This window comes from Spirosoma migulaei (assembly GCF_054776855.1).
In genome coordinates this window covers 32,898-52,818 of record NZ_BAAHBG010000010.1, presented here as the reverse complement: position 1 = coordinate 52,818, position 19,921 = coordinate 32,898, and the positions used below count along the sequence as shown (strand labels likewise).

At 47.1% G+C, this 19,921-nt stretch carries 21 protein-coding genes; 16 read left to right on the top strand and 5 right to left on the bottom strand.

The annotated features are described in order from the left end of the window. Positions 1-108 precede the first annotated feature (108 nt). A complete protein-coding gene (locus tag ACYVGO_RS10815; protein ID WP_460969278.1) occupies positions 109-1,542 on the top strand; it encodes a patatin-like phospholipase family protein in 1,434 nt (477 codons plus the stop codon). A gap of 9 nt (positions 1,543-1,551) precedes the next feature. On the opposite strand, the gene ACYVGO_RS10810 is transcribed toward ACYVGO_RS10815, so the two are convergent. Beyond that, a complete protein-coding gene (locus ACYVGO_RS10810; protein ID WP_460969277.1) occupies positions 1,552-2,292 on the bottom strand; it encodes a hypothetical protein in 741 nt (246 codons plus the stop codon). 179 nt (positions 2,293-2,471) lie between these two features. Here ACYVGO_RS10810 and ACYVGO_RS10805 point away from each other — a divergent pair, with 179 nt between their 5' ends. The 9 genes from ACYVGO_RS10805 to ACYVGO_RS10765 all read left to right on the top strand — a co-directional run bounded on the left by ACYVGO_RS10805 (position 2,472) and on the right by ACYVGO_RS10765 (position 11,422). Continuing rightward, positions 2,472-3,368: a hypothetical protein gene (locus ACYVGO_RS10805; RefSeq protein ID WP_460969276.1), complete on the top strand. Its 897-nt coding sequence runs from the start codon at positions 2,472-2,474 to the stop codon at positions 3,366-3,368. Positions 3,369-3,421: 53 nt separating this feature from the next. Beyond that, positions 3,422-5,275 (top strand): metallophosphoesterase, encoded by a 1,854-nt coding sequence (locus ACYVGO_RS10800; protein WP_460969275.1) that lies wholly within the window; start codon positions 3,422-3,424, stop codon positions 5,273-5,275. A gap of 58 nt (positions 5,276-5,333) precedes the next feature. Beyond that, entirely contained in the window at positions 5,334-6,203 is an 870-nt protein-coding gene (locus ACYVGO_RS10795) for a helix-turn-helix domain-containing protein (RefSeq protein WP_460969274.1), read from the top strand. Between the two features lie 235 nt (positions 6,204-6,438). Further along, a complete protein-coding gene (locus ACYVGO_RS10790) occupies positions 6,439-6,723 on the top strand; it encodes a DUF983 domain-containing protein (protein WP_371731992.1) in 285 nt (94 codons plus the stop codon). 192 nt (positions 6,724-6,915) lie between these two features. Next, positions 6,916-7,326: a hypothetical protein gene (locus ACYVGO_RS10785; protein ID WP_460969273.1), complete on the top strand. Its 411-nt coding sequence runs from the start codon at positions 6,916-6,918 to the stop codon at positions 7,324-7,326. A gap of 121 nt (positions 7,327-7,447) precedes the next feature. After that, positions 7,448-7,960 (top strand): hypothetical protein, encoded by a 513-nt coding sequence (locus ACYVGO_RS10780; protein ID WP_460969272.1) that lies wholly within the window; start codon positions 7,448-7,450, stop codon positions 7,958-7,960. A gap of 122 nt (positions 7,961-8,082) precedes the next feature. Next, complete coding sequence (locus ACYVGO_RS10775) at positions 8,083-8,997, top strand: winged helix-turn-helix domain-containing protein (protein ID WP_460969271.1); 915 nt, start codon at positions 8,083-8,085, stop codon at positions 8,995-8,997. 194 nt (positions 8,998-9,191) lie between these two features. Further along, positions 9,192-10,517 (top strand): sugar porter family MFS transporter, encoded by a 1,326-nt coding sequence (locus ACYVGO_RS10770; protein WP_460969270.1) that lies wholly within the window; start codon positions 9,192-9,194, stop codon positions 10,515-10,517. An 11-nt stretch (positions 10,518-10,528) separates the two neighbouring features. Beyond that, the gene (locus tag ACYVGO_RS10765) at positions 10,529-11,422 is read left to right on the top strand and encodes a carbohydrate kinase family protein (RefSeq protein ID WP_460969269.1); all 894 of its coding nucleotides are present in this window, start codon (positions 10,529-10,531) and stop codon (positions 11,420-11,422) included. A gap of 300 nt (positions 11,423-11,722) precedes the next feature. On the opposite strand, the gene ACYVGO_RS10760 is transcribed toward ACYVGO_RS10765, so the two are convergent. Further along, the gene (locus ACYVGO_RS10760) at positions 11,723-12,346 is read right to left on the bottom strand and encodes a mannitol dehydrogenase family protein (protein WP_460969268.1); all 624 of its coding nucleotides are present in this window, start codon (positions 12,344-12,346) and stop codon (positions 11,723-11,725) included. Between the two features lie 39 nt (positions 12,347-12,385). Next, positions 12,386-12,706, bottom strand: coding sequence for a hypothetical protein (locus ACYVGO_RS10755; protein ID WP_460969267.1), 321 nt, complete (start codon positions 12,704-12,706; stop codon positions 12,386-12,388). Positions 12,707-13,544: 838 nt separating this feature from the next. Here ACYVGO_RS10755 and ACYVGO_RS10750 point away from each other — a divergent pair. Together ACYVGO_RS10750 and ACYVGO_RS10745 are read left to right on the top strand one after the other, a co-directional pair. Next, on the top strand, positions 13,545-14,582 hold the full coding sequence (locus tag ACYVGO_RS10750; protein ID WP_460969266.1) for an aldo/keto reductase: 1,038 nt from the start codon (positions 13,545-13,547) through the stop codon (positions 14,580-14,582). A gap of 8 nt (positions 14,583-14,590) precedes the next feature. Continuing rightward, entirely contained in the window at positions 14,591-14,947 is a 357-nt protein-coding gene (locus ACYVGO_RS10745; protein ID WP_460969265.1) for a VOC family protein, read from the top strand. Positions 14,948-15,045: 98 nt separating this feature from the next. Here the strand turns inward: ACYVGO_RS10745 and ACYVGO_RS10740 are convergent, their stop codons facing one another. Together ACYVGO_RS10740 and ACYVGO_RS10735 are read right to left on the bottom strand one after the other, a co-directional pair. Then, positions 15,046-15,219 (bottom strand): hypothetical protein, encoded by a 174-nt coding sequence (locus tag ACYVGO_RS10740; RefSeq protein ID WP_460969264.1) that lies wholly within the window; start codon positions 15,217-15,219, stop codon positions 15,046-15,048. A 5-nt stretch (positions 15,220-15,224) separates the two neighbouring features. Further along, entirely contained in the window at positions 15,225-15,752 is a 528-nt protein-coding gene (locus ACYVGO_RS10735; protein WP_460969263.1) for a hypothetical protein, read from the bottom strand. A gap of 430 nt (positions 15,753-16,182) precedes the next feature. On the opposite strand from ACYVGO_RS10735, the gene ACYVGO_RS10730 reads away from it, so the two are divergent. From ACYVGO_RS10730 to ACYVGO_RS10715, 4 genes are all read left to right on the top strand, one after another. Beyond that, a complete protein-coding gene (locus ACYVGO_RS10730) occupies positions 16,183-16,935 on the top strand; it encodes an SDR family NAD(P)-dependent oxidoreductase (RefSeq protein ID WP_460969262.1) in 753 nt (250 codons plus the stop codon). A gap of 23 nt (positions 16,936-16,958) precedes the next feature. After that, positions 16,959-17,777, top strand: a complete 819-nt coding sequence (locus tag ACYVGO_RS10725; RefSeq protein ID WP_460969261.1) for a universal stress protein — start codon at positions 16,959-16,961, stop codon at positions 17,775-17,777. A 39-nt stretch (positions 17,778-17,816) separates the two neighbouring features. Further along, positions 17,817-18,659, top strand: a complete 843-nt coding sequence (locus ACYVGO_RS10720) for a CPBP family intramembrane glutamic endopeptidase (protein ID WP_460969260.1) — start codon at positions 17,817-17,819, stop codon at positions 18,657-18,659. Between the two features lie 61 nt (positions 18,660-18,720). Then, positions 18,721-19,911 (top strand): acetate/propionate family kinase, encoded by a 1,191-nt coding sequence (locus ACYVGO_RS10715; RefSeq protein ID WP_460969259.1) that lies wholly within the window; start codon positions 18,721-18,723, stop codon positions 19,909-19,911. Positions 19,912-19,921: the final 10 nt, after the last annotated feature.

The window sequence follows — 19,921 nt, the reverse complement described above, 5'->3', positions numbered from 1 at the left end:
ATCCGTGGAGGGCAACTAGTGGAACCTGACTTCACGCAAACTTCCGGTAAGTACCCATTGTGTATTCTCCTTAACCACACCTAACCATACCTTAACCCCCCTTTTCCAATGGCTACGTCGTTATTTGAATCAGCTACAACGAATCGCTCGCTTATTCTGGCAGGGGGAGGTGTGCGGTTAGCGTATCATGCGGGTGTGTTAAAAGCACTGGAAGAGTCCGCTATTTCCTTTCGGCATGTGGATGGTACATCGGGCGGGATTTTCAACACCGCCATGCTCGCGGCTGGCCTCGATCCCGAGGAAATCTGTGCCCGTTGGCGGCAGTTGAATGTCATGAATTTTGTTTCCCTGACACCCGCTGAAAATTACCTGCGACTGACCCGCATGACGGCTATGGGCGATGCCGATGGTATTCGGAAACAGGTGTTTCCAACCCTGGGCATTGATGTGGCAAAAATCAGGCAAAACCGACGGTTTAGGGCAACATTCAATGTGTGCAATTTCTCGCACAAAACCGTCGAAAACATTGCTGATACCCAGATTAATGAGGATTTCCTGATTGCAGGCATGTCACTGCCCATTTTCATGCCCGCCCTCCAGATTAATAGCGATTGGTATACCGATGCAGTCTGGATTAAAGACGCCAACCTGATGGACGCAGTGCGGGGAGGAGCCGAGGAAATCTGGCTGGTGTACTGCATTGGCAATTCGCGGGAGTACCTCGGTGGCTCATTTGTGCAATACGTTCACATGATCGAGATGAGTGCTGCGGGCGGTTTACTGGCTGAGTTTGACTGGATCACACAAATCAATGAACAGATCCGGCAGGGTAACTCACCTTATGGACAAACGAAACCCATTCGCTTACAATTCATCAAACCCACGTTTCCATTGCCGCTCGACCCCGATTTATTTCTGAAGCATATTGATGTTCGAGCACTGATCAATATGGGTTATGCGGATACCAAAGCCTATCTGGAGCATGTACCGGCAGCGGGCGTACCCTATGATTATAAAGCAGCCCAAATGCACGAACCTGGGATTTCGATGCAATTCATGGGCCATTTTAAGGGCGAAACGTTCTGGGAAGGTGCGCGTGTACCCGTGAAGTTCTATGCGCTCTTCGATCTGCGCGAACCCGTAGAAGGATCATTCCAGGTAGGCATGTTCTGCTCGTTAACGTTGGGGTTAGCGGGGTCTGAAGTGTCAACGTATAAGCATAGCGTTAGTTTACTGACTACAAACGGAGAAAGGCAACTGCTACTAACTGGTAATTTCTGTAACGACGGGCAAATTCATACAATCAGGGCTACGTTCCCGCTGAGCAGTGCACTGGATTTCAGGCTGGGGTTAGACCTTAAAAGGATGATCCTGCAACTCGATGAAAACGAGCGTTCGACTCTAGTTCAATCGACCCGAAGCCGCCTGAAATCGTCCTGGAACAGCCATTTGTACGTAACGGCAGGTTGGCAACGAAGGTGGGCAATGAAAAACAAACTGTTGGGCCTGTTTTACAACTCCACCAACGTTGCTGAGGTATAGAGAATAGCTTTATCCATCTGCTTTTGCCGGTTGCCCGTTCACGTTTGGTTGTGTGCCCGTTGTGGCAACCTGAACACTTTCGGTTGTTTGGTGAGTGACTACGGTTGCCTGTGTTGGTGTGGCAGGTTGGTCTTTCCTTGTGAAATTGATCGAGTTAACCAGGCCCTTCATTCGGGATGGATCGTAACCTGCCAGATAAGCCAGTAAGGAGACTGATACGGCAAATTTGAAATAAGACGATGCGTTCATGCCCGCAAAGCCTGCGCTATCGTTGGGGTCAACGGAGGTCGTAAAGTTGGTTAAGTAGGAACCCGCAATGAAGATTAAATAGGTAATAAACCCGCGTAGCATAGAAACTAACGGGTTCTCGGTCATATACATGTAACTCTCAAAATCTTCTGATTTCGGATCAAGCATAGTAGGGCGGAGGTGTTGAAGTTGATTGTCGGCGGCCAGATTGCTGGCAAATCCGCCTAAAACTCCGGCAAGTGATGCCAGTAAGGCCGTATTGGTAGGAGTGAACGTAGCCGCGTAGAGGATGAGATAGCTGAAGTCGATGGAATCGTTATAAAAAATGCAATCGCGGTAATCTTTGGAGTTCAAACTCATGCCGAAAATAAACAGTAAGAGCCAGCCTATAAATAAGAATATACCCATGCTGGTTTTGGTGAGTCGACTAGCCATACTTAGTTCTTGAAAGGTGGGTTGCTGCGATGAATTGACAGTGGTCAGAGAGGAGGTTGAGTTCATGGTGGTAGCAGTTTAGTGTAAAGGAATTTACATCTTTATTTGTTGACTATCAATGGTTTGTTTCTGATTTGAGGAAGAATACTCGTTAAAACCAGTAGAACTACGTACTGCATTGAGTCAGGAAATTGAGTTTATTTATAGCACCATTAATCGTTCACTATTTTCCCACCTCCTTCCTTATGAAGTCGATTATTCGATACGGATTTGTGTGTGGGCTGGCCGCATGGCTGGTCGGCTGTAATCTGCTCGATACTATGGTAAATCGGGCCGTTGTTCGAAATTTGGGTAAGGGAACGAAATCGAAAGCGGTTATCGATTCCGCCGTGGAAGACATCGCCCAGCATGCCGTTATGGGCGCCAATCGGGAAACGGCCGGTATCTCGCGCGCCCTGGTTCAGGGGCTCAAGGGGTCGGTCGATACGCTGAACCCGGACATTCAGAAAGCCATGCACTTGATTGACAGTGTTGGCCAATTATCCAACACGCAAGTGGCACTGATCATGCAAACCGTAATTGACCGGATTGATCACATGAAAGGGCAGATTAAAGATGAGCAGTTGAAGCAGTTCTTTATGGATGCTATTGCCAGCACAACGCACCAGATCGACATACAAACGCGGAGTATGCTGGCCAATATGATGATGAAAGCCATTGATGATCTGAACTCAGACAGTGCCCGAGGCAAGATAGCTGCCATTCGGGATAGCCTGCTGAACGATGCCACCAATAAACGGCTGCAAACAACTATTCTGACCTCTGTTCAACCCACACTGGACACGCTGACGAATCGCATTGACCGGATCGTGAATAAGAATATTCCTATTGTTCAGCGCTATGCCTACCAGTGGCTCATTGGGTTAGGATTGGTAGCGGCTGCTATCATTGGCTGGGTATGGTATCAACGCCGTCGTTACCTGCGAATCGTTAAATTACTGACCTTACAGATCGATAAAATTCCCGACAAGGAAACGTACGATGAATTAGTGAGCCGCATCCGCCACAGCGCTCAGGCCGAGAGTCTGGAACCCGTACTTCGGACAGTATTGCAGGATCAGGGTATTAATCATGCTGGCTGAAAAACGGAGTACGTAACCGCACACCTTACCTCACCTTCTTTATTCTCAAAACTGTGGCTAAATCTACGCAACCTTCTCCCGCTGGAGCTCCAGTGTCCCCACCAACGGAAGACAAAATCCAACTCGGCTTCGAGCAGAAGAAGATGGAGCCCTGGTATAATCCAGAGCAGCTAGCCCGAACCGCTTTGCGGACGATTGTGTCGTCGCTGTTCGGTTCCTATGCAGATAAGCGCGAAATGCAGGCTTGTCTGAAAGCCAGTGAGCCGCATACGCAATTGGTGGATGCTAAAAAAGAAGAAGTCTGGATCGACTATGTTTCTGATCTTGGGTCTGGTTTTAACTCAACCTACAGTTTGGCTTATCTGCTTGGCCAGGAAAAACTGCAAGTTGAGGAACATGATATTCAGCGGGGTGATTTGCTTATTATGGGAGGGGATCAGGTGTATCCGACACCTAGCTGGCAGCAGTACGCCGACCGGCTCATTGGGCCATATCGGGCTGCTAGGTCATTTATTCCCGAATCAAAAGCTCCCTATTTGTTTGCTATTCCGGGCAACCATGACTGGTACGACGGCCTTACATCGTTTTTGAAAGTATTTTGCCAGCAGCGTTGGATTGGGGCCTGGAAAACCGAACAGACCCGTAGTTATTTTGCTATTCAACTGCCTCATGGCTGGTGGCTTTGGGGGATTGATATTCAGCTTTCGGAAGATATTGATCTGCCCCAGCAAGAGTTTTTTGAGAAAGTAAATCGGAACTTCACCCAACAAGACGATAAAGTAATTCTATGCACAGCAGAACCCGCCTGGGTTTATCAGGCGTATAAGGAACGCGATAAATCGTTCCGGAATCTGGAGTGGTTCTGCGAAAAATACATTACTAATCCAGATACAAGGGTGCCTCCGCAGGAGAAAGGTAAACCCAAAAAGGAACCCCTAAAACGATTGTCTCTCCCCGTTACCCTTACGGGCGATCTGCACCATTATAGTAGCTATTATACGCAATCTGATAAAACCGGACATTCTAAACAATGGAAAATTACGGCTGGGGGCGGGGGGGCGTTCATGCATCCAACGCATCATCTTCCTATTACGTTTAGTGAGGACAAGGCGTTATTGTACGAACAGCGAGACCCCAGGCAGTATCAGAACAGCGCGTTTTATCCCGATCAAACGAAGAGCCGCTGGCTGGTGTGGGGTAATTTAGCCTTCCTGGTCAAAAACCTCTGGTTTACAAGCCTGATGGGTGGTGTTTATTTATTTTTTACCTGGATGCTCATTAGTGCAGATATATTTGTGGATGTATTTGCCAGAACATCTACGCATCTTACTCCTAAAGAGATTTCCTGGTCCGCTATTGGCTCCGATCTGAGCAGCCTCCCCAAGCACCCATTCGTATTACTATGCGTGCTGCTGATCGCCTTTGGTTTTTTTCGGTTCACCGATATAAGTCATAAGCACAATCGTTGGGCAGCTTATACGGGAGGGGCGCTCCATGGGCTAGTCCAGGTTCTTTTGCTGCTTACGGTTAGCTGGTTGATTGATAACTACTGCAAGTTCATTCAGAGTAGTGGGTGGCATATTTTTTGGCAGTCGGTTATGCTGGCTATAGTGGGTGGCTTCATAGGAGGTCTGGTGATGGGGCTGTATCTGTTGATTGCCAATGGAATATTTGGCACCCATGAAACCGAAGCGTTTTCATCATTGCGTATCCAGGATTATAAGAACTTTCTGCGGTTGCATTTAACTAAAGATGGATTGACGATTTATCCCATTAAAGTAGAGAAAGTGGCTCGGAAGTGGAGATACAAACCAAATATGAAGAACGGCGAGCCCTGGTTTGAGCCCGATAAAAAGCTACAGCCCGAGCTTATTGAACAACCCATCGTGATTTCACAGCAACCCTAAAAAACGGTATAGTGTCAAACTGAACTGGCTTCACTATTTTGCCCCGAAAAACCTATTTATGTCGGTAGCCGTTCCTGTTTATAAACTCCAGTCATTCCCTCGTCATGAGCCGGACGCACTCTTTTATATGACGCGGCTGGAGAAACTGGTGCAGGAATTTAAGGGCATAGACAACCCCCATTCCCACACATTTTACCTGTTGATGTGGATCGTGAAGGGGAGTGGTACCCATACGATTGATTTTAGAACGTATTCAATTGGTGCCTCTCAGCTTTACTTTCTTACACCCGGTCAGGTGCATAGCTGGGAATTGTCTCCTGATGTTCAGGGATATAATCTATTCTTTGATGCTAATTTCTTTCGCGGGCGGTTTGGCAATCGGTTGTATCAGTATCCTTTCTTTCACTCACATCAGCATCAGCCATTGTTGGAAATAGCCGACCAGCAGCCGCTATTTAGTGATCTATTCAGGTATGCCTATAACGAATATGAACAGCAACAGACCAATCGGGCCGATGTATTTCTGTCGTTTGTTCATATCCTCCTGGAAACGGCTAATCGATTGTATAACCAACAATGGGTAGGAACCGATACACACCTCTACGATCGAATCAGAGATTATGAAGAATTGATCGAAAACCAGTTTTTGACCGTTCGCGAGGTGAGTGCTTATGCTGAGCAGATGAGTCTAACGCCAAACTACTTAAATCACATTTGTAAGAAGATTCTGGGTAAAACGGCTAGTCAACTCCTGCACGAACGGATTGTCATTGAAGCACAGCGATTATTAACCCATACAGCCCAATCGGTTAAGGAAATTGCGTTCCAGGTAGGTTTCGACGACCCCTCTTATTTCGTTCGATTCTTCAAGAAAACGACTGGACAAACCCCTGCTGAATTTCGACAATCACTAGTGCCCCATCGTTGATTTGTACCATACATGGCTTGGTTTGTCTTTTCGTTGGGATTGGCAGGTAGCTACCTTTGTTACGTAAAAACTGCCTGAGCAACAGGTAAATTGTAGGCGAGGTTGCCTACAACACTGCTCCTAGATCATGTTAACCGATAGCCGATTATATAGCGTTGTTTTCAATAAATGCCCACGTTGCCATGAGGGGGATTTCTTCGTTTCTAACAGCGCATTTAGCAAAAATTTCGACAAAATGCATGAGCATTGTCCGCACTGTGGCGAAAACTTCATGCCCGAACCTGGTTTCTACTGGGCTTCTATGTTTGTGAGCTATGCATTTTATACCATCTACACGCTGACTACCTTCTTCGTTTTTGTTCAATGGTTGCAAATCGACCTGAACTATTATTTGATCGGCTTGATACCAACGTTGATCCTGCTGACTCCCTATTTCTTCCGGATGGCCCGCCGGACATGGTTAACATTGTTTATTGCGCCGAAACCCCAGCATAAAGCAGAGATTCCCACACAGGGATAATCGTATACGTCGTTTACAGCAAAATGTGCCTCCTAGTTACTCATAACACGTGAGTAACTAGGAGGCACATTTTCTTGCATACAGACTAAACTAAAGGTTTTACAATTCCTTTACAAGGTTTTACAGGCCTTTACTAGCTGGCCTTTAGTGGTTGTATACATTTGTCTGATCACGAATTAAACACGAAAAATCATGAGGCATGTAATTCAACTGGCTCTCCTCTTCTGGGGTTGCACCCTGGCCAATCTCTGTGTTGGTCAGCAGACGTTCAAGGATTGTGCAGCTGCTTTTGTTGACAGTAAAATGATCGTCAATGAATATACAACAAAAGGAACCTGTAGCTTACCTACTACTGCTACCGGTAAATTAACGGTAAACACAATCGTACTGTCGCCTACGGAAAGTAAAGCCGTTGACCGAATTGCGTTCAAAATTGCGATTCGCGACAAGGCTACCCAAACACTGGTACTTTTTTCGAAAGAAGAATTCAAGCAGGTGCCTATTCAAAAAGTGCTGGCTAAATGTCGTAAGGGCGACCGTATTGTGTTGCTAACACTGGATGATTCGTATGCCTTACCCCATAACGAAATTCTGGTACAATGAAATGGAACGAGTGGTGTTGGTTACTTATAACCGACACGAATAGGTTTTAATAAACCTCGCAACGTCAGGCTTGAGAACCTGATGCCACAAAAGTCAAACTTCACTCCTATACTTTACATTGATGAACTGGAAACTATCTGTATTGAAAATTATGGCTCTGGTAGGATTGTTCCTAACTATCCAGCCTGCGCAGGGGAAAGTGAAAGCAAGGCGACTGGCCCCTGTAGCTCACCGAGATGAACCGGCTAAAAAAGTTAACTTTTATGGTAACCCATTAACATTGAATGGAAAGCCGTTGAATTATAGTAGTTTTTCCATGTCAAGCCGCGGAATCTTGGCCGTTGTAGAAGGAGATCCTGGATCGAAAGATGCCACAAAGGTTCCATTTCGGGTTTACCTCAAGCGGGCAGGAGCAGTTGTCACGCCGTATGGCTCAGATAATACCCAACCAGTATATTACGAAATTGAGATGGCTGCTGTGTTGGCATTGGCTCGCCCCGGAGATGACCTGGTTATTGAACCGACACGAAAACCGGATTTGGTGGCCAAACGCGTTATTAAATTGAGGCCACTCAACACCTGTCTTCCGCCTAACTGGCTTTTTTTCTCTGTCAATGGGCTTCCTGGATGCTGATTTTAGTAGCTTAAACACAGAGAAACAGAGTTTTAAACACAAAGAACACAAAGGATATTAAAATTCTGTGTTCTTTGTGTTTAAAACTCTGTTTCTCTGTGTTTAACAAAACATACTTGATTATGAAACAATTGACTGGGATATTCGGGATGGGGAGCCTGGTGGTGATCGGGTTGCTTTGTACGCAATTTGCCTGGCTAACACCTGCTAAAACGGCAACTGATAGCCAGCGATTTCCCCAAAAAGTGAATTTGGCTCTTCGGCGTACAGTGCATCATCTGCTATTGAAATCAGGCGATTCTACGTCCCGGATTCAGCCTGTACAGCAACAGAATGCCCAGGTTTTCTCGATTCAAATTGATCATGCGTTCGATTATGGCCAGTTGCCTGTCTTGTTACAGGAATCTTTCAAGGTACATGATATACAGGCTAATTACGACGTGGCCGTTTTGGACTGCGCCCAGGGTGAATTGCAGTTGGGGTATAACTTTCGGGACTTGAACGAAAAGAATGAAGTGCCCTGCGGAGGACGAAATCAGCCACCGGGATGCTACACGCTACAAGTCACCTTTGCGCCCCCCGAAGCGGCATCGTCGCCAATAACTGGCTGGTGGGTACTGGCATTGGGCGGGTTGCTAATGGGTCTTGGCTATGCCGCCTGGAAGCGGTCGAACCGGAGCAACGAGGTAGGTGAGATGCCTGATACGGCTCCCATAGAAACGGATCGGATCGTACTTGGAAATTCGAGTTTCGAGCCTGCCCGGCAGTTGCTGCATTCGGGGGGGCATCAGTATAATCTGACGTATCGTGAAGCGAAACTTCTCCAGTTTTTTATGGGTCATCTCAATCAGGTTGTTGAGCGAGACCTCATTCTAAAGTCAGTTTGGGAAGACGAGGGGATTATTGTTGGGCGCAGTGTTGATGTATTTGTTTCTCGCTTACGCAAAATGCTCCAGGATGATCCCAGTATTCGGATTGTGGCTGTACATGGGGTAGGGTATAAAGTAGAGGTTCAAAATTTGGTGAGGAATAGCTAGTAACAAAGTTTAAAATCAGCGTAACAAAATCATAAGTTAGTTTACTTTTTTAATTTACAAGTTATTGATAATCAATTTCTTTGTAGCTGTTCTTTATTTATAATTCGTTGAACAGTTACTGAAACATTTCCTAAAATACGTTCTGTAAGTTTGACTCATGAATCGGATTTTAAATCGGTTCATGCTCGTCAGCCATGAGTCAGAAACAGCGTATTTTCGTTTGGTCAATCACGGCCGCATTAGGCGGTTTTCTCTTCGGCTTCGATACCGCTGTAATCTCCGGTGTTGAGCAATCGCTTCAAGCCCTGTGGCGTCTGAATGTCTGGGAGCATGGCTTAACGGTTTCCATTGCCCTCATTGGTACGGTGATCGGTTCTATGCTGGGCGGTATTCCTGCCGAGAAATGGGGCCGGAAGAAAACCCTCTTCTGGATTGCCATCCTCTATTTAGCGGCCTCAATCGGAACGGCACTGGCCACCCAATGGAGTATCTTTCTCGTCTTTCGTTTTCTGGGTGGTTTAGGCGTTGGCGCATCCTCCGTGGCCGCACCTATGTATATTACCGAAATCTCCCCGGCTAACTCTCGGGGACGCCTTGTAGCCTTGTTTCAGTTCAACGTTGTGCTGGGCATTCTGATCGCCTATCTGTCTAACTTCTTACTACAGGGCATAGGTGCTGATTCGTGGCGTTGGATGCTGGGTGTGCAGGCTGTACCCTCCCTGATTTTCCTGATTGCGGTACTAAACATACCCGAAAGTCCACGATGGCTGCTGCTCAAGCAAGGGAAAGTTGCCGAAGCCCTGCTGGTGCTGAATATGATTGATCCGACTACCGCTAACCAAACATTGGTAGCTATTCAACAAAGTAATCACCATACCGAAGGATCAACCCGCTTGTTTTCGGCCAGTCATAAAACGCCCATCATGCTGGCGGTACTATTTGCGGTATTCAATCAGGTATCGGGTATTAATGCCATCATCTATTACGCACCCCGAATTTTCGAAATGACGGGTCTGGGCAAAAGTTCGGCCTTACTATCATCGGCGGGAGTTGGGCTGGTGAACCTCATTTTTACGATGATTTCCATGAACCTGATTGACCGCTTTGGTCGGCGGACGCTCATGAAAATCGGGTCGATTGGGTTAATCGTAACCCTGGCTTTAGTGGCCAGAGCATTCTATGTAGAGGATTTCAGTGGTATGACCGTGCCGCTCCTGTTGTTTGGCTACATCGCCTTTTTTGGGTTCTCGCAGGGAGCGGTTATCTGGGTGTTTATCTCTGAAATCTTCCCGAATGAAGTACGTGCCAGCGGTCAATCGTTGGGCAGTTTTACCCACTGGCTGATGGCCGCTATTATCACATTCACCTTCCCCTACTTTGCTGAACACGTTGGCGGGGGCAACACCTTCCTGTTTTTTACGACCATGATGGTATTACAACTTGTGTTTGTATTGCGGTTGATGCCCGAGACCAAAGGCACCAGCTTAGAGCAGATCGAAAAATCATTCGTTGTCCATTAACCGTCTCAGCCATGACATCAACAACTATTATTTGTTTCGGTGAAATTCTTTGGGATGTATTGCCAACCTGTAAACAGGCAGGTGGCGCGCCCCTGAATGTGGCTGTTCTGCTGCGGAATTTCGGATTGAATGCCCAGCTCATTAGTCGGGTAGGAAATGATCCACTTGGCCGCGAATTACTGGAGTTTCTGCGGGAAAAGCACCTGCCAACGGCCTACGTTCAATTAGGTGCTACCCACCTGACGGGCATTGCCAAAGCTAATTTGACCAATCGTAACGAGGTTGTTTATAGGATTCTGCAACCGGTAGCCTGGGACCATATCGAGTACGATGCGTCATTGACTCCACTGTATCAGAAGTCGGTACTGGTGTATGGTAGTTTGGCCGCCCGAAGTCAGACCTCCCGAGCTACGCTGCATCAGCTCCTCGATCAGGCTGCGTTAACCGTATTCGACGTGAACCTGCGGGCTCCGCACTACACGCCGTTAGAGGTTACCTATCTGCTACAAAAAGCGGATATTCTGAAAATCAACTACAACGAACTGACTGAAATTGCTGGCTGGTATACCTCGCGACTGTCTGAACGTGACGCGATGCATTTCCTGCGGGATCGGTTCAAGCTAAAGACCGTATGTGTAACGCGGGGCTCTGCGGGGGCAATCATGCTCAACAGTGATGGCTTTACCGAACATCCGGGTTTCCGTGTTCCTGTAGAAGATACCATTGGGAGTGGAGACGCCTTTCTGGCTGCTTTCCTATACAAAACCCTGCAGGGCGAAAGCCCAATGAAAACACTTGAGTTCGCCTGTGCTGCGGGCGCTTATGTAACAACCCAGCGTGGCGCAACGCCCATTATTTCGGAACAGTTAATCCGAAGGAAAATTCGACGGGTCGAGTTACTATGAGCCAGGAGTCAATGACAACAAGTGTAACCGCTTATCACTGCTGGACGATTGAGGAGTATGGGATGGTGATGGGTAAATGACACCTAATTTAGGTTGGTAATACGGTTTATCGTGGGGGGCGGTCCTAGTGCGGCTGACTCCCCACCATAGCTCTCCTTAGCAACTACAAAGAACATTTATACTTACCTATGATGAACGTGGAAAATACCGAACCAGGCTTCAGGTCTTAGAAGAAGCTCAGTTCGGAAGTAGTGAAAAATCGGTGTCGAGCGATCTCAACACCGATTTTTTTTTCAGTCCTTATTGCATGGCCAGGCGGTTATAGGCCATCTGCTTGAGCAGAAAGACGACCCCGTATTTGGCAATCTGAGTTCGGTAGGATTTGTACATCGCCACAAAATGAGAATAGGTATGCAAGCGAGCCGTAGCCATAGTGGAAATTTCCAGGAGCGCCACCACATCCTCACTATTAACTTTTGCCCAGTCGTGCTGATGCAGGTGGGTATCGTTGGGCTCATATGAAGCCCCTGTATCATCCGTGTTGGCAGACAAGTAATGTCCATAGGCCGCCAGTAAAAAGGCCATGCGTTGAATATCTCTGTTTTGATCCAGTAGATCACATAACGTAGGCAGAATTAGGGAAGGCAATTTCGACGCACCATCGAAACATACGTTAATTAACGGGTCACTCAGCGTTGGGGTCGAAAACCGACCTCGCCACTGACTCCTGGCATCGTGCTGAGATGGCGATTCCTCGGACTCTACGAACGGCATAACATCCTGTTCGATAAACGTAGTAAGGTAGTTGCTGAATAGGTGATCATTCAGCGCTTCATCTACGGTTCGGTAACCCGCCAGAAATGCCGGATAGGCCAGCATCATCGGTAAGGCATTGAAAACTTCCTGACTGTTGTTGGTTTGCATGATGAATGGGTGTTTTATAGCTTCTTTGTGAAATGGCGATTAAACGAGATCGGGCTGGAGTAGCTGGGAAATAGAGTTAGTGTGCCCGTGATTGACTTCGTCATGGTGACGTAAGGTTTGGGCAATTTGAATGATCTGATCGCCTAATTTCCCCTGCTTTTCAATACTGGCTTTGTTGTATTGATTCTGCCGGATTGGCTCCCAAAAGAAGAGTTCGGTTTTTGCATCATAGATGCCGATGGGTTTGTAGCCTTCCTGGGTAAGCAACTGCGCTAATAAGGCATCTGCTTCTTCATGAGTGGCACAGTACGTATGGTGATACTGCTTTCGAAGCAGATAAATGACTGAGAAACGGTTCATGTGTTGTGAAGTTTGTTTGTAACGGCGCCTGTTGAACGACAAGTTCTGCGCAAGCAGTCGGCTGACAGCAAGTTGACTAAAATGCCGACTGTACTAAGCCCCGGCGGGAGCCGTGGGTACTGGGTTGATCGTCAATTGCACAGACGGATCTTTTTTATCTGTTACTGCGCGTTGACAGGTACTTAAAGGAACGGAAGGCCTTGTATTTTTTCCAGGCATTCCAGTACCTATTACTAAAACAAGCCAAAGGTTAACTACCCTATTGGTTCCCTAGGCATCAAAAGACGAAAGGGCTAGAGGGCGTCTCTGCCAGTACTATTATTCGCCTGACTAGAAAAAGTACAACTATCGATCCATAGGTCTTTAGCGTTTATTCCATTTTTCAGGATGTATAATAAGTTCATGACTTCTGTAAGTTATTTATAATCAATCTTAAATAAACAACTACGAATTCGGTAACTTTTCAACTAAATAACTGAATAGCTAATGGGAATGGTTTGGCAATAGTGGTAAAGTACAATAACTGCCCTTTATTTTTCAGTGAAAAAAAGAATTGTACAAGCAATTCTTTATGAAATAATATGGTTTCACACACTGAACTTTTGGAGGAAGCCATTTGTCGGATAGGAATAATTATAAAAAATAGGGCAAATAGTTAGTTTTGTTCTTTCGCCACTACCTGAGAAATACAGATTCACTCCTCAAACTCAGAGAGTGTAAAACTTCTAGGTATATAGACTGTGTTCATGAAGAAGTGTCACGTTCAGGACAGGAACGTGATCGTCTTGAAAAGCACCATAATCCTATTCGTGAAATACAGTAGAATCAGTTATTACCTATGGAATACAGACAATTAGGCGCATCGGGATTGCAGGTTCCGGTATTGAGTTTTGGTACAGCCACATTTGGCGGTGGCAACGACTTTTTTAAAGCCTGGGGTACCACCCAGGTAGACGAAGCTACTCGTTTGGTCAATCTCTGCCTGGACGCTGGGGTCAACCTGTTTGATACGGCCGATGTATATTCGGATGGCCTTTCGGAGGAGATCCTGGGGAAAGCCTTAACGGGCCTGCGCGATAAAGTGCTGATTTCGACCAAGGCTACCTTCACCTTCGGCAAAGGCCCCAACAATCAGGGATCGTCGCGCCTGCATTTGCTGAAACAATGCGAGAGCAGTCTCAAGCGCCTGAAAACAGATTACATCGACATTTATCACATGCACGGTTTCGATGGGGTCACGCCCGTGGAAGAAACCTTGCGTACGCTGGACGATCTGGTGCAGAGTGGCAAAGTACGGTACATTGCCTGCTCCAATTATTCGGGCTGGCATCTGATGAAGTCGCTGGCTGTTTCTGAAAAATATGGCTGGAATCGCTACGTTGGGCATCAGGTATATTACTCCCTGGTAAACCGCGAATATGAATGGGAACTGATGCCATTGGGTATTGACCAGAAGGTTGGCGGGATTATCTGGAGTCCGTTAGCCGCTGGTCGATTGGGCGGTAAATACCGTCGTAATCAACCCATACCGCCCGATAGCCGGGTAGCGCAGGGGGGGAGTCCCGTGCCGGCATTTGCCATTCCCGATGAGCTGTTTTATGGCATTATTGATGTGCTGGATGAACTGGCGGTCGAAACAGGGAAAACGGTTGCCCAGATTGCTCTTAATTGGCTATTACAACGCCCAACCGTATCGACCCTTGTCATTGGGGCACGGAACGAAGAGCAGTTGAAGCAAAACCTTGCGGCTGTCGGCTGGAACCTGACTATCGAGCAGGTGAAGCGATTAGATGCTGCCAGTGATGTGCCGACTATCTATCCCTACTGGCATCAACGGCAAAACCTGACGCTGAACCCTCCCCCTAAATTTTACTGAGCCGTAAGATGATACAATTCGTACGTTTAGACCATGTGCTGATGTGCATCCCGGAAGGGGCAACGGCTCAAGCGCGGGAATTTTACCGGGATGTATTGGGCCTGGCCGAAATTCCGGGTAATCATCCCAGTGGTGCGATCTGGTTTCAGATCGCCGATATCCAGTTGCACCTTCGCGAAGAGGCTGGTGGTAGCCATTCTAAACGGCACCCGGCGTTTGAAGTCGCCAACCTCAACGACGCAAAAGAGGAACTAGAGGCTAAAGGCCTTGCTATTGAGTACTCATCCGATATTGACGGTCGTGAACGGTTCTTCTTCCGCGATCCGTTTGATAACCGGATTGAGTTTTTGCAATTTGTTGATTGAAACTGAATTTTTTCTGGTAGGCAAATTTGACCCACTAGATGTGCCCAACTAGTCAAAAATCCATGTTGTGAGTAGGGATTTCACGAAAATTGTCAAAGTCAAGCGCGGGCAGTTCTTGGTTGCTTTATAATTGTAGCAGATTTTGCTTTTTTATTAGTCGTATTGTTTTTGTAGTTGCGAATAAATTCGCTGATTTCTTGCCGAGCTTGATCAGTTAATGGATCGCTTGCAATTATAAAGTCAACACCTTTTGGTTCTTTTATATGTCCCATAATGATTATGATTTAAAATACTTGTCAATGAGTAGTTGTGCTGATTTCGTTGGGATAATCATTCGATGTCCGCCTAGAATGTGCGCACCTAATGTCTTTTGGTAATGGTCTATAAGTTTCGTTTTAGCTGTAAAGCCAACAAATCCATCAAATCCTTGTTGGAAAGAAACTTTGCAGGCATGAGCAACTAAATTTCCTGCCACACCTTCGTAAACTTTATTTTGCCCTATATTGAATGGGGCGTTTTCAAGCAAATGCATATAAACATGGTCTGGCTCTAAAGTCAAACTAAGCAAACCTTGAATAATACTTGAATTAGGAGGGATGGTCAATTTGAAAACTTCTTTTGTATTGTTTGCAAACTCTACTTTCCAATCAAAATTCCACCCATTCTTTTTTGTTACTTGCTTTAAATCAGCCTTAGTAAAACGTAAAACTTTCGTAGCAAAACTATCACCCGAAATTGTGTTTTGGATGGAAGTGGTCAACTTATCTACGATAAAGTCGAGATGGGTATTTGGTTGCTTTTTCACTAAACGAATTTACTGAATAATACGATCTATATCAAATGTAACTCAAAATTTTTATAGTGTATATATGGTAGTCGTCGGCGTGTAGGCTAATGCGGGTTGACAAGCACCAACCGGATCGTATTATGAGTTGATTACTGGCCTTTTACCATCTCTCTAAAGGTTGAAATAAACTTCTTTTTTAACCACAGGGGCACAGAGAACACAGAGTTTTAGTCAGTCTAAAACTCTGTGTTCTCTGTGCCCCTGTGGTTAAAAAAGAAGTTCTCAGAGCGTCCATTGGGGACGCTCTTCGCTCAAAATCCTGATTTCTATCAATATAAAGTCTGTTTTCGCTCAGGAAAGGCCCCGCAGCTTTCCGCTTATTTTGGGGCATCAAAAGGAGGTAAAGCGCTCCTACTGATTTACTCATTCGCTTTTCAGGAAATCTATCATGGATAAAGACTTACAAGGAAAGACCGCTCTGGTAACCGGAGCCGCTTCCGGTATTGGCAAGGCCGTAGCCCTGCTGTATGGACAACACGGGGCCAACGTCATGGTGTCGGATGTGGACGAAGCACAAGGCCAGCAAGTAGTTGAAGAGTTAAAAGCGGCTGGTGCAAATGCCCGGTTTTTTAAAGCCGATGTGGGCAATGCGGCCCAGTGCCAGCAACTGGTGAAGGAAACAGTCTCGGCCTTTGGCTCGCTCGACATTGCCTGTAATAATGCGGGAATCGGGGGGGAGTTGAATATGACCGCCGATTATAGCCTGGAAGGCTGGCAGCACATCATCAATGTAAATCTCAATAGTGTTTTCTTCTGTCTGAAATATGAACTGGAAGTGATGCTCAAACAGGGTGCCGGATCTATTATCAATATGGCGTCCATATTGGGGCAGGTTGGAACCCCCGGTTCACCCGGTTACGTATCCGCAAAACACGGTATGGTTGGTTTAACGCAAACCGCAGCTATCGAATACGCGCCAGTAGGTATTCGAATCAATGCCGTTGGACCGGGTTACATCGACACACCTTTATTGAATCTGCTATCGGCAGAGGTGAAGCAGCAATTGATTGGTCTGCACCCAATTGGCCGTTTGGGAAAAGCGGATGAAGTCGCCGAGCTGGTTATCTGGCTCAGCTCAGAGAAAGCATCGTTCGTTACCGGATCGTATTACCCCGTTGATGGCGGATACCTGGCCAAGTAAACCTACCTCATAGCTCGTTCGTCATGAAAACAATCGTTCTCGCTACTGATTTTACGCACAACGCCAACCGGGTGGCCCGATTCGCAGCTCAACTGGCTTTTGATCAGAAAGCTACCCTAATTTTAGTCCATGCCTTTCACGTTTGGCCTGATAATCCGGCCAAAACGGGCGACTTTCCACTCTCCGTGGAGGCAACCCGCGAAAGCAGCGAAAAGTCCTTACACCGACTGGCCGCTGACCTACATGATCTGGTAGGAATAGAAGTTCCTATCCGATGCATTGCTCAGGAAGGTCATACAATGGAGGCTATCCTGCATGTTACGAAGGCGGAAAACGCCAATCTGCTGGTCATGTCGACGGTGGGTACGGCTCCACAAAGTGCGCAGCTCATGGGAAGTATTGCTACGGGCATGGTTGCCGAAACGGAAGTGCCGCTGCTGCTTATTCCACCACATATTACGTATGCAGGCCTGAAAAATGTGGTACTGGGCATTGATCTGGCCGCACCACCCAACGCCGTATCCCTGGATAAAGCGCTGCATTTCGCCCGGTTGTTCGGAAGCATACTCAATGTATTGTGCATTACGGATAAACCCAATGATGCCGAAATGCACCATCAGGGAGAGCATATCCGGCGGCTACTGAATCCACAGCCGCACACACTGACTATTGAGTCTGGTGAAGAAATTTACGATACACTCCTGGAGTTTGCGCACACCAACAAAGCGGACCTGATTATGATGTTGCCGCAGATGCGGAACTGGATCCAGAAACTGTTCTCGGAAGGTGAAACGCAGCGACTGGCCCGTCTTACCGACATTCCTCTGCTGGCCGTTGTGTAGTTAACACGATCCCTAAACCCCTTGCCTGCATAAGCAGCTATGAACAGACAACTGGGTCAGTTTTTTGGATTAACCTATGCAATCTCCTGGCTGATTTGGTCACCTTATTACCTGCCGCTGACTGTACCTGTCAATAAATTGCCGTGCATTCACCTGCTGGGAAGTTTGGGGCCGATGCTGGCTGCATTCATACTCATTTATCGCAGGCAGGGGCTTTCGGGAATCGGGCAATTAAAAGGGCAGGCACCATCGCAAAGACAATTTGTACGTTGGTTGAGTGTTGGGTTTCTGGCACCAGTCGTGGTATTTGTGTTCATCATCGGATTTATCTGCATAACACAGTATCGTGTCCCCGATTTACAGAGGTTGTTTTCATCGAAGGAATTTGCCTTTCTTTCGCCAGTGTCTTTTATCCTTGCCAATATCTTTTTCTTTGGATTAGGCGAAGAAGCCGGTTGGCGAGGGTTTGCCTTGCCACGTTTGCAGGCAGGCTATTCGGCCTTTAACGCGAATCTGATTAGTACGGTTTTCTGGGCTATCTGGCATTGGCCCCTTTTCTTTAATCCGTTAGGCGGCTACATTCATATGGATGTTGGAGGGGTAGTTGGCTGGTTGTTCAGCCTGTTAACCGGAGGCATCCTATTCACTTGGCTGTTCAATTCATCGCGTGGTAATGTACTGGCTTGTGCCCTGTTCCATGGGATGATGGATATTGTGTTTACGGCCGATCTGAACATGCCGAAACTAACGACGTATACCGGCATACTGGTTACCTTCTGGGGATTGTATGTGTGGTTCGTGTATAAGCCCGACAACTTGTCACGCTCCCACAAAATAACGGTCGATCCGCTTTCTGGCGCTTCCAGAGATTGGTCACGCTAACCACCAGTTCACAAACATTGGGATCGGTTGGTTTGGCGGTTAATGTAAAGACAAATCAGCTATGATCGAAGGTAACGAACGCGTATTAACCATCAACGGAGGCTCATCGAGTATCAAGTTTGCGGTGTATGAAGCTGGCAAATCGCCTAAGCGAGAACTCTATGGCCATATCGACCGAATTGGTCTGCCGAATACGAAACTTACGTTTACCGCCCCGGCTGTTAATCAACCATCAACGTGCCCGGTAAAGGCTACCAATCATGCATCGGCGGTAAACTTCCTGATCAACTGGCTCGAAAAACAGGCTGTTTTTTCGTCGATTAAAGCGGTTGGACATCGGATTGTTCATGGCATGGAACATCAGGAACCGGAACGGATTACACCATTGCTGCTTGATGAACTGCATCGTATAAGCGCTTATGATCCCGATCACCTGCCCAGTGAACTTTCCCTGATTGAGGCCTTCCAAAAGCGCCACCCGGATTTACTACAGATTGCCTGTTTTGATACCGCTTTTCACCGGACAATGCCCCGCGTTGCTCAACTGTTGCCTATTCCAAGACGCTTCGACGCTCAGGGAGTCCGGCGCTATGGTTTTCATGGGTTATCGTATGCGTATCTGATGGACGAACTGGGTCGGGTGGCCGGTACCGCAGTTGCCCAGGGTAAAGTTATTCTGGCGCATTTAGGGAGTGGGGCGAGTTTGGCTGCGGTTCGGGAGGGGAAAAGTCTGGATACAAGCATGGGGTTCACGCCCACCGCTGGGTTACCTATGGGCACCCGCCCCGGCGATCTTGACCCCGGAGTGGCCTGGTATCTGATGAAAACAGAAAAGCTATCGCCCACTCAATTCAACAAGTTAATCAATCATGAATCCGGCTTGCTCGGCCTATCCGAAACCAGTTCGGATATGCACGATTTACTGGACCGACAGGCGGTTGATATCCGGGCGGCCGAAGCCGTCGAGCTGTTCTGCTACCAAACCCGAAAGTGGATCGGGGCCTTTTCGGCCGTGCTGGGTGGACTCGAAACGCTGGTGTTTTCGGGCGGCATCGGAGAGAACGCTTCCGAGGTGCGCGCCCGTGTTTGTCATGGACTTGACTACTTAGGAATTGACCTGGACGAACAACGGAATGTGGCCAATGCAAACATCATTTCGACCAATACAAGTCGGGTCACCGTCCGCGTCATTCCAACCAACGAAGAAAAGATGATTGCCCAAACCGTCTGCCGACTTTTAAATGCTGATTAGTAGTTATTGG

Bases quoted from the DNA above. Each gene is read 5' to 3' on its own strand.
- ACYVGO_RS10790 (WP_371731992.1), top strand. From the start codon at position 6,439: ATGCATGAGCATTGTCCGCACTGTGGCGAAAACTTCATGCCCGAACCT.
- ACYVGO_RS10745 (WP_460969265.1), top strand. From the start codon at position 14,591: ATGATACAATTCGTACGTTTAGACCATGTGCTGATGTGCATCCCGGAA.
- ACYVGO_RS10795 (WP_460969274.1), top strand. From the start codon at position 5,334: ATGTCGGTAGCCGTTCCTGTTTATAAACTCCAGTCATTCCCTCGTCAT.
- ACYVGO_RS10715 (WP_460969259.1), top strand. From the start codon at position 18,721: ATGATCGAAGGTAACGAACGCGTATTAACCATCAACGGAGGCTCATCG.
- ACYVGO_RS10810 (WP_460969277.1), bottom strand. From the start codon at position 2,292: ATGAACTCAACCTCCTCTCTGACCACTGTCAATTCATCGCAGCAACCC.
- ACYVGO_RS10765 (WP_460969269.1), top strand. From the start codon at position 10,529: ATGACATCAACAACTATTATTTGTTTCGGTGAAATTCTTTGGGATGTA.
- ACYVGO_RS10760 (WP_460969268.1), bottom strand. From the start codon at position 12,346: ATGCAAACCAACAACAGTCAGGAAGTTTTCAATGCCTTACCGATGATG.
- ACYVGO_RS10755 (WP_460969267.1), bottom strand. From the start codon at position 12,706: ATGAACCGTTTCTCAGTCATTTATCTGCTTCGAAAGCAGTATCACCAT.
- ACYVGO_RS10805 (WP_460969276.1), top strand. From the start codon at position 2,472: ATGAAGTCGATTATTCGATACGGATTTGTGTGTGGGCTGGCCGCATGG.
- ACYVGO_RS10785 (WP_460969273.1), top strand. From the start codon at position 6,916: ATGAGGCATGTAATTCAACTGGCTCTCCTCTTCTGGGGTTGCACCCTG.
- ACYVGO_RS10815 (WP_460969278.1), top strand. From the start codon at position 109: ATGGCTACGTCGTTATTTGAATCAGCTACAACGAATCGCTCGCTTATT.
- ACYVGO_RS10720 (WP_460969260.1), top strand. From the start codon at position 17,817: ATGAACAGACAACTGGGTCAGTTTTTTGGATTAACCTATGCAATCTCC.
- ACYVGO_RS10780 (WP_460969272.1), top strand. From the start codon at position 7,448: ATGAACTGGAAACTATCTGTATTGAAAATTATGGCTCTGGTAGGATTG.
- ACYVGO_RS10750 (WP_460969266.1), top strand. From the start codon at position 13,545: ATGGAATACAGACAATTAGGCGCATCGGGATTGCAGGTTCCGGTATTG.
- ACYVGO_RS10740 (WP_460969264.1), bottom strand. From the start codon at position 15,219: ATGGGACATATAAAAGAACCAAAAGGTGTTGACTTTATAATTGCAAGC.
- ACYVGO_RS10730 (WP_460969262.1), top strand. From the start codon at position 16,183: ATGGATAAAGACTTACAAGGAAAGACCGCTCTGGTAACCGGAGCCGCT.
- ACYVGO_RS10775 (WP_460969271.1), top strand. From the start codon at position 8,083: ATGAAACAATTGACTGGGATATTCGGGATGGGGAGCCTGGTGGTGATC.
- ACYVGO_RS10725 (WP_460969261.1), top strand. From the start codon at position 16,959: ATGAAAACAATCGTTCTCGCTACTGATTTTACGCACAACGCCAACCGG.
- ACYVGO_RS10770 (WP_460969270.1), top strand. From the start codon at position 9,192: ATGAGTCAGAAACAGCGTATTTTCGTTTGGTCAATCACGGCCGCATTA.